At 68.4% G+C, this 8,395-nt stretch carries 8 protein-coding genes and 2 pseudogenes; 4 read left to right on the top strand and 6 right to left on the bottom strand.

The annotated features are described in order from the left end of the window. From VEI45_RS02450 to VEI45_RS02435, 4 genes are all read right to left on the bottom strand, one after another. Nucleotides 1-2,165 (bottom strand): AAA family ATPase (locus VEI45_RS02450; RefSeq protein ID WP_324849789.1); only part of this gene is annotated, 2,165 nt, incomplete at its 3' end. Next, a complete protein-coding gene (locus tag VEI45_RS02445; RefSeq protein ID WP_324849792.1) occupies nt 2,162-3,022 on the bottom strand; it encodes a phosphatidylcholine/phosphatidylserine synthase in 861 nt (286 codons plus the stop codon). The genes VEI45_RS02445 and VEI45_RS02450, both read right to left, overlap by 4 nt. Before the next feature lie 48 nt (nt 3,023-3,070). After that, nucleotides 3,071-3,784, bottom strand: coding sequence for a phosphatidylserine decarboxylase (locus VEI45_RS02440; protein ID WP_324849786.1), 714 nt, complete (start codon nt 3,782-3,784; stop codon nt 3,071-3,073). Nucleotides 3,785-3,813: 29 nt separating this feature from the next. Beyond that, a complete protein-coding gene (locus VEI45_RS02435) occupies nt 3,814-4,740 on the bottom strand; it encodes an SDR family NAD(P)-dependent oxidoreductase (RefSeq protein ID WP_324849784.1) in 927 nt (308 codons plus the stop codon). Between the two features lie 116 nt (nt 4,741-4,856). Here VEI45_RS02435 and VEI45_RS02430 point away from each other — a divergent pair, with 116 nt between their 5' ends. Continuing rightward, complete coding sequence (locus VEI45_RS02430; protein ID WP_324849791.1) at nt 4,857-5,333, top strand: PH domain-containing protein; 477 nt, start codon at nt 4,857-4,859, stop codon at nt 5,331-5,333. Nucleotides 5,334-5,386: 53 nt separating this feature from the next. After that, entirely contained in the window at nt 5,387-6,832 is a 1,446-nt protein-coding gene (locus VEI45_RS02425) for a PH domain-containing protein (RefSeq protein ID WP_324849782.1), read from the top strand. Nucleotides 6,833-6,899: 67 nt separating this feature from the next. Here VEI45_RS02425 and VEI45_RS02420 read toward each other — a convergent pair. Further along, nucleotides 6,900-7,190: pseudogene (locus VEI45_RS02420) on the bottom strand (IS30 family transposase); the annotation flags it as partial. On the opposite strand from VEI45_RS02420, the pseudogene VEI45_RS02415 reads away from it, so the two are divergent. After that, nucleotides 7,191-7,318 (top strand): annotated as a pseudogene (locus VEI45_RS02415) (TetR/AcrR family transcriptional regulator); the annotation flags it as partial. It lies immediately after the preceding pseudogene. 23 nt (nt 7,319-7,341) lie between these two features. Next, nucleotides 7,342-7,821, top strand: coding sequence for a VOC family protein (locus tag VEI45_RS02410; protein WP_324849780.1), 480 nt, complete (start codon nt 7,342-7,344; stop codon nt 7,819-7,821). A gap of 6 nt (nt 7,822-7,827) precedes the next feature. Here the strand turns inward: VEI45_RS02410 and VEI45_RS02405 are convergent, their stop codons facing one another. Further along, nucleotides 7,828-8,319 (bottom strand): cupin domain-containing protein, encoded by a 492-nt coding sequence (locus VEI45_RS02405; RefSeq protein ID WP_324849778.1) that lies wholly within the window; start codon nt 8,317-8,319, stop codon nt 7,828-7,830. Between the last annotated feature and the right edge of the window lie 76 nt (nt 8,320-8,395).

Here is an 8,395-nt window from a genome sequence, read left to right as displayed (position 1 = left end):
GCGGCGAAGGCGCGCAGCGAGGCCAGCTGTACGGGATCCAATGACGGGCGGACGGTTTCGCGTGCGGCAGCGATGTCGGCAGCGGTGATTTCGGCAGCGTCGACCGAACGCCGCATCGCGGTGAGCGCCGCCTCGCGCAGGAGTGCCACGCAATCGGCGGCGCTGTAGCCGTCCAGGTCGGCCGCCAGCGCGGCCAGGTCGACGTCGCGCAGCGGAACCGACTTGCCCGCAGTGCGCAAGATGTCCAGCCGGGCTTGTGCGTCGGGCGGTTCGACGAACACCAGCTTCTCCAGTCGGCCGGGGCGCAACAGCCCCGGATCGATCAGGTCGGGCCGGTTGGTGGCGCCGATCACCACGACCTCGCGCAGCGGCTCGATGCCGTCGAGCTCGGTGAGCAACGCGGCCACCACCCGGTCGGTGACACCGGAGTCAAAGCTCTGCCCGCGCCGCGGTGTCAGTGCGTCTACCTCGTCGAGAAATATCAGCGCCGGCGCGGAATCGCGTGCGCGAGCAAACAGTTCACGCACCGCCTTCTCCGACGAGCCGACCCATTTGTCCATCAGCTCAGAGCCTTTGACGGCGTGCACCGAGAGCCGTCCGGTACTGGCGAGCGCGCGCACTAGGAAGGTTTTGCCGCAGCCTGGCGGCCCGTACAGCAGGACCCCGTGCGGCGGCTGGACACCGAGCCGGGTAAAGGTGTCGGGATGCTGCAGTGGCCACAGCACCGCCTCGGTAAGCGCCTGCTTGGTGGCGGTCATGTCGCCGACGTCGTCAAGTGTGATCGAGCCGAGCGTCACCTCCTCTGCGGCAGACCGCGACAGCGGTCTGATCACGGTCAGCGCGCCGAGCAGGTCGTCCTGGGTCAGCTTGGGCGGCGTCCCATCGGAGCTGGCCCTGGCGGCTGCGCGCAATGCCGCCTCACGCACCAGGGCGGCCAGATCGGCGACTACGAAACCCGGTGTGCGGTCCGCGATCTCGCTGTAGTCGAGATCTCCGGTGGGCACCGGTTTGAGCAGTCCCTGCAGCAGTGCCGCGCGGGTGGCCGCGTCGGGCAGGCTGAGGACCAGCTCGCGGTCGCACAGGTCCGGTGCGCGCAGCCGCGGGTCGAGGTTGTCCGGCACCGACGACGTGACGATCAGCGCGACCCGCGCGGCCGCGACCGCCTTGCGCAGTTCGGCCAGGATCAGCGTCGCCACCGGTTCGGCGGTGGCGGGCAGCAGCGCGTCGATGTCGGCGATCAGCAGCACTCCGCCGCCGTCGCAAACTGCCGCCGCCGCGGACGCCACCCGCTTGAGCCGGTCGTCGGCGATCAGCGCGCCGACCTCCGGGCCGTCCAGTTCCACCAACCTTCGGCCTACGCAGACGGCGCGTACCAGCGTGGACTTGCCGACACCGGCCGGACCCGACACCAGGACTCCCAAATTGGTAGCGGCACCCAGGGTTTGCAACAGGTGCGTTTCGTCGAGCGCGAGCTTGAGCCACTCGGTCAGCTTGGCCGCTTGCGCGCTAACGCCTCTGAGGTCGTCGACAGTGACCGGTGGCGTCGTGTCGCTGACCTCCGCTGGCGCCGGCGCTTCGATGTGCGGCCCGGCTTCTCCGGCCGGGACACCGGTTCCCCAGGTCACCAACGAGTTCGGTTGCACGCTCACCGGTCCGGTGGGATCGACCCCGGTGACGGTCAACAGCTCCGATGTCCAGCTGATGCCGACCGCGGACGCCAGCGCACCGGCAGCAGCCGACGTCGAGGTCCCCGGCCCCAGGTCGCGCGGCAACAGAGAGACCGCGTCGCCGACCGTCACCACCTTGCCGAGCAGGGCTTGCCGCAGGGTGGGCGGGGGGACCGATTGAGCGGTCAGCGCCGAACCGCTCAACGTCACCGACCGGGCGCCGTACACGGTCGCGGCGGCGACGATCACGGCGGTGTCCTCACTCAGCCCGGCGTTGGACAGCGTCACGTCGTCCAGCAGGACGGTGCCGACCGGGGTTGGCGAGCCGGCCATGCCGGCCACCGCCGTCGTGGTCCGCGACCCGGTCAGCGATACCGCGTCCCACTCGCGAATGCCAAGGGCGGCAATGGCGTTGGGATGCAGCCGGACAACACCACGGCGCGAGTCGACGGCCGAGGTGTTCAGCCGGGCGGTCAGCGTGAGCTGCGGGGGCGTCATGTTCGGCCAGCGGGTCTGCGCAGACCCAACCGCGCCATCGACCGGCGGTTGGGCTGCGCGCGTCGGATGGCGCGTCGGGTGGCGCGCCGCTGCTTGGGTTTCTCGCCCCACGCCTCGGGATGCGCCGCCAGCCAGTGGTAGCTGTGCACGGAGAACGGGATGTGCGCGAGGTAGGCCGCGATCAGCACCATGATCAGAATGTAGGGGAACAGGAATGCTGCCGCCGCGACGATCGCCAGTACGGCCAGCAGCAGGGCGGCCAGGTTCGGTGGCACCGACACGGCATGCATCTTCCGCATCGGGATCCGGCTCACCACGAGCATCGAGCAGGCCGCCACCCACGCGCAGACGAACCACGGCGACGTCCACCAGCCCGCACCGAATTGCAGCTTGGCGGCCAGCGGGCCGAGCGCCGAGATCGCGCCGGCCGGCGCCGGTATTCCGACGAAGAACTCCCGCGCGAAGGCCGGCTGACTGCCGTTGTCGAGCAACGCGTTAAACCTGGCCAACCGCAACACGATTGACACGGCGTACAGCAACACTACGACCCAGCCCGCCGACGACGAGTTCAACATCGACACGTAGACCACCACCGCGGGGGCCACCCCGAAGTTCACCGCATCGGCGAGCGAATCGATCTCCTCGCCCATTCGCGACTCGGCGTCCAGGATGCGGGCCACCCGGCCGTCCAGTCCGTCGAGGATCGCGGCGGCGGCGATCAGCGCAATCGCCACGTGCGGCTGGCCCTCCAGGGCGAACCGGATCGAGGTCAGCCCCGCACAGATGGCCAGCACGCTCATCGAGCTGGGCAGGATGCGCAGGTTGACTACTCGCCGGCCGCGAGGCTTAGTAATCAGCGCCGCTCCTCCTCATCGCTTCGCTCTGCATCGTCGCCGGCGCGGTAATCATCGCAGCTCGGCCAGCACTGTTTCGCCGCCGACCGCCCGCTGGCCGACGCTGACCAATACCTCAGCTCCGGCGGGCAGGTAGGTGTCCAGCCGCGACCCGAACCGGATCAGGCCGTAGGTGTCACCGATCGACAGCTTGTCCCCGGCGTGGACGTCGCAAACGATGCGCCGCGCCAGCAGGCCAGCGATCTGCACCGCGATGACGTCCGTGCCATCGGCGGTGCGGATCTGCACGCTGACACGCTCGTTGTCGTCACTGGCCGCGGCCAGGTCGGCCGAGCCGAAGCGACCCGGTCGGTGCTGCACGGCAACCACTTCACCGCTGACCGGGGCGCGCTGCACGTGGGCGTCCAGCAGCGACAGGAAGATGCTGACCCGTCGCAGCTCGGCGTTGCCCATGCCGAGCTCGGCGGGCGGGGCTGCGGTATCGATGACGCAGATCAGGCCGTCGGCGGGTGCGACGACGACCCCGGGCCGGGTGGGCGGCACTCGCGGCGGATGCCGGAAAAACCCGGCGCAGGCACCGGCGGTCAGCAGGCCGGCCCGGCGCAGCCACCGGTAGCGGCGACCCAGCACGGCCACGCCCAGCCCGGCCGAGATGAACGGCAGCCCCGCGGGATGCACCGGCGAAACGGTCGTACGCAGCAACGACAGCAGCCGCTGCGGGCCGAACGTCAGGTTCTCGTCGACGGAGCGGGGACGTCGTGCCACGCGGTCATCTTACGGAGCCGCGACTGATGTCAGACCGGATACGTGACACCGGTCAGCTTTTCGGACACCTTCCACAGCCGGCGCTGTAACTCCTCGTCGTGCGACTGCGCGCTGGAGGACACCACTTTCGGGTGGCCGCGCTGCTCGCCCAGACCGTCGGGGCCGTAGTACTGCCCGCCTTCGGCATCCGGGTCGGTGGCGGCCCGCAGCGTGGGTAGCGCACCCATTGCCGCGTTCTGAAACACCAGCGGGCCGAGCACCGCGACGGCGGGCTTGAAGAGTGCGGGCAGGTTGCGCGTCAGCTCGGTGCTCGAGCTGCCCGGATGGGCGGCTAACGCGGCGGTGGTGGGCTGCTCCCGAGCGGCCAGTCGGCGTTGCAGTTCGTAAGTGAACAGCAGGTTGGCCAGTTTGGATTGCCCGTACGCGGCGACCCGGTCGTAGCCGTGTTCCCATTGCAGATCGTCGAAGTGGATGGCGGCGCGGAGTCGGTGACCGATGCTGGAGACGGTCACCACTCGCGAACCCCGGACTGGCAGCAGGTTGTCCAGCAGCAGCCCGGTCAGCGCGAAGTGGCCGAGATGGTTGGTGCCGAACTGCATTTCGAACCCGTCGGCGGTCAGCTGCTTCGGCGTCCACATCACGCCGGCGTTGTTGATCAGCAGGTCGATGCGCGGGTAGGCCTTGCGCAACGCTGTGGCCGCGGCGCGCACCGAGTCCAGCGAGCTCAGGTCGAGCTCCTGCAAGGTGACATCGGCCTGCGGATTGGCGGCCACGATGCGCGCCAGCGCGAGGTTGCCCTTCTCCAGATTGCGCACCGCCAACACGACGTGCGCGCCGCACTGGGCGAGCACCTCGGCGGTGTGGTAGCCGATACCGGTGTTGGCTCCGGTGACGACGGCGACGCGGCCGCTTTGGTCCGGCACGTCGGCCGTAGTCCATTTGCCGTTAGAACTCATCGCCGAAAACGATACCGACTAACGATTGGCATCGCCGTGTCGGTTCAATCCGTCGCGTGGTCGGTGGCATTCTCGATGACGTGGACAACCGCGAGCCGAGCCCGGCGGTGGTGGGCATGGTCGATCCGGCGCACCCGCCTAGTCGCCGCGCGCCGCTGCGATGGGCGATCGGCGGTCTGGTCCCGTGGCTGCTGCTGGCCGCGGGCCAGGCGGTGTGGATCGGCTTCGATCGGCGGCTGATGTGGCTACATATTGCGATCGCCGTCGTCACCCTGCTGGGCGCGACGATCTCGCTGGCCGTCGTGCCGTTGTGGCGGTATCGGGTACACCGGTGGGAGATCGGCCCGCAGGCGGTGTACACCCGCACCGGTTGGCTGGTCCAGGAAAGGCGCATCGCACCGATCTCGCGGGTGCAGACCGTCGACACCTACCGCGGCCCGCTGGATCGGTTGTTCGGTCTGGCCAACGTCACCGTCACCACCGCCTCATCGGCGGGGGCGGTGCACATCGCCGCGCTCGACGTCGCGGTCGCCGACCATCTTGTCGCGCAATTGACCGACATCGCCGCGATCGGCGCCGAGGACGCCACGTGACCGCCGCGCCGTCGAGCCGGCATGAAATCGCTTGGCAACGGCTAAGTCCCAGGATGTTACTGGTTCATCCGGTGCACGAATTGGTGCGCGAGCTGCCGTTGCTGATCGGGGGACTGGTCTTGGGTTCGACCACCGGCAACCAATCCTGGACAGTGGCGGTGCTCGCGCTGACCGCCGTGGTGGGCGTCGCGCGCTGGTTCACCACCAGCTACCGAATCGATGCCGACCCCGAATCCGGCCAGGTGCAACTACGGGCCGGCCTGCTGCACCGCAAGGTATTGTCCGTGCCGCGCAACCGAATTCGTTCCGTGCAAACTGATGCTCGACTGCTGCACCGGCTGTTGGGGCTGGCCGTGCTGCGGGTGAGCACCGGTCAACAAGCGAGTGCCGAGCACGGGTTCGTGCTCGACGCGGTCAGGGTCGACCAGGTGCCGCGACTGCGGGCCATACTGCTGGGCGGGTCGCCGCAGCCGGTCGAAGCGGCGACCGCAGAGCCCGCGGCGACGAGCACGGTGCTGGCACGCTGGCAGCCTTCGTGGTTGCGATATTCCCCGTTGAGCCTCTCCGGGCTATTGACCATGGGAGCTGCGGCCGGCCTGATTTATCAGAGCGGAGCGGTTGGGCCGCTTCAGCATTCGCGGCTGGCCGAGTCGGCGATGGAAGCCGGCCGGCGGCTGGGTGTGCCGACCACCGTCGCGGTGATCGCCGCAGCGCTGCTGGTCGTGTCGGTGCTGCTGGCGGTGCTACGGTCGCTGCTCACCTACGCCAACCTGGTGCTCTGGCGGCGGGCAGACGTCCTGCACCTACGGCACGGGCTGCTGCGGCTGCGCGAGCACACCTACGACATGAGCAGGCTGCGCGGCGGAACGCTGCGGCAACCGCTGCTGGTCCGCGCCTTCGGCGGCGCCGGGCTGGATGCGGTGATGACCGGCGTGCATGGTGCAGGGGAGTCGTCGGTGCTGCTGCCGCCATGTCCGCGTTCCACCGCCGAATCGGTGTTGACCGGGCTGGTCGGCGACCCGAATGTCGTCACCGGGCCGCTGCGCGGTCACGGCCGACGGGCAGCGGCCCGGCGGTGGACGCGTGCGTTGGGGGTTCCGGTGCTGATCGGTGTGGGGCTGGCGGTGGTGACTCTGCTGGAAGGGACATCCGTTGTGCCGCTCTGGTTGTGGCCGGCGTGGGTGGCAGCCACGGCGTGGTGCGCGTTGCTGGCAGCGGACCGGGTAGGAGCCCTCGGGCACCGGGTCGACAGCCGCTGGCTGGTGATGCGTGCGGGCAGCTGGGAGCGGCGCCGCGACTGCCTCGCCACGGCGGGCATCATCGGCTGGACCGTGCGACAGTCGCCGTTTCAACGCCGGGCCGGGGTGGCCACCCTGGTGGCGGCCACCGCCGCGGGCATCAAGCGCTACCGGCTGATCGATGTGCCGGAAGACCAGGTGTGGGCGGTGGCGGCGCAGGCATCGCCGTGGGTTGCCGACAGCATCTGGGCGATCCGCTAATTTTCGCCGAACGTGTACTGATGGCGAAGATTTGGCCGTGATGTCAAGCGGTTAGTGCAACGTCGGGTTAGGCGGCTTGATCGAGTAGTGCTGCGAGGCGCTGAGCGGGAGTGTCGAGATTCAGCGTTGGCCTGGGCCGGCGGTTGAGGGTGTCTTGGATGCGTTTGAGGTCGGCTTTGGTGTACCCGCTTAGGTCGCTGCCCTTTTCGAACCAGAATCTCAAGAGCCGGTTGGTGTTCTCGTTACTGCCGAGCTGCCACGGCGAGTGCGGATTGCAGAAGTAGACCGGCGCGGCGAGCTGAGGGTGGATGCGACGCCACTGGGCCATTTCGCTTCCGCGGTCCCAGGTGATGGACCGATGATGGGCTTCGCGCTGGTGCGGTACGTGTGGAGATCGAGCCGGTCGCCTCGATGTCAGACGACGAGGCCTCCGCCGCAATCGCCCCGAACCTGCAGCACTACGTCAACGGTGATCTGGCCGGCTGAGTCGAGCAGTTATGTTCTTCAGCGTGATTACCGGACTGGCCCACACCGGGGTTTGCGTGCCCGACTGCGAAGCGGCGGTTGCGTTTTATCGTGACGTCTTGGGTCTGCGTGTGCTGTCGCCGCCGTACGTGATGGCCGGTGACGCGATCCGCGACGACATGGGCCAGTTGGTGTCCGATCCCACCATGAAAGCGGCCATCGTCGGGTTCGACGACGATGGCGACCGGGTCCTGGAGGTGATTGAGTACCTCGGCGTTGCCGGCGGCGATGAGCGCAGCGCCGCGGCCATTACCGATCACGGCTTGTCGCACGTGGGGCTGATCTGCGACGACCTCGACGCCACCCGGGCTGAACTCGAGGCCAAAGGCGTGCGCTTTCTGGTCGATGGTGTTGCCGATGTGGCGCGAGTTCGCACGACGTGGTTCGTCGACCCGTGGGGCGTGGTGTTCATCCTCGTCGAGAAAAGCAGGCCGGAGCGGCCCTACTTTGCCCAATGGGACTGAAGCGTTCTACACGAAGAAGTTGTCGTGGCGGATGAACCACTCGCGCCGCTCGTCGTCGGTCATGTCGGCCAACGTGCTGAAGCCCTCGAAGTAGGCCTCCCGCGGCGCACCTGGAGCGAACAGCATCAGGACTGACGCGGGTTCGTCGGCCTCGTTGCGGAACCCGTGGATGCCGCCGGGCGGGACGTAGAGAAAGTCGCCTTGGTGGCTGTCGACCCACTGGTTGCCGTCGTAGAGCTTCATGGTTCCGGAAAGCACGAAGAACGCCTCGGACATGGCCCGGTGGAAATGCGGGCCAGGCCCGCCGCCGGCCGGAGCGATGTCGACGCGATACAGGCCATAGTCGCCGCTGGTGGCTTGCTGATTCGCTAGGTAGTGGTACTTCACGCCGAAGGTCTCGTAGTCCGGCGCCTCGTGGGCGCGTTTGAGCCAGGCGCTGACTTCCGGCTGGTCTTTGAGGTAGCGCGGCGGCGGGTAGGGCGGCACCACGAGCGACATGTGTGCTCCTGGGTCGTAGCATCGGTGCTGTGCAGAAGTCGAACGTCGACGAAAACGTCCGCGCGGAACGGCTTCT

The sequence above is a fragment of the Mycobacterium sp. genome, from assembly GCF_035623875.1.
Classification (GTDB): Bacteria; Actinomycetota; Actinomycetes; order Mycobacteriales; family Mycobacteriaceae; genus Mycobacterium.
The sequence above is the reverse complement of the archived record's forward strand: the minus strand, read 5'-3'. Positions and strand labels throughout refer to the sequence as shown.

Coding starts and splice junctions, on each gene's coding strand:
- VEI45_RS02435 (WP_324849784.1), bottom strand. CDS start 4,740: ATGAGTTCTAACGGCAAATGGACTACGGCCGACGTGCCGGACCAAAGC.
- VEI45_RS02430 (WP_324849791.1), top strand. CDS start 4,857: ATGGTCGATCCGGCGCACCCGCCTAGTCGCCGCGCGCCGCTGCGATGG.
- VEI45_RS02425 (WP_324849782.1), top strand. CDS start 5,387: ATGTTACTGGTTCATCCGGTGCACGAATTGGTGCGCGAGCTGCCGTTG.
- VEI45_RS02405 (WP_324849778.1), bottom strand. CDS start 8,319: ATGTCGCTCGTGGTGCCGCCCTACCCGCCGCCGCGCTACCTCAAAGAC.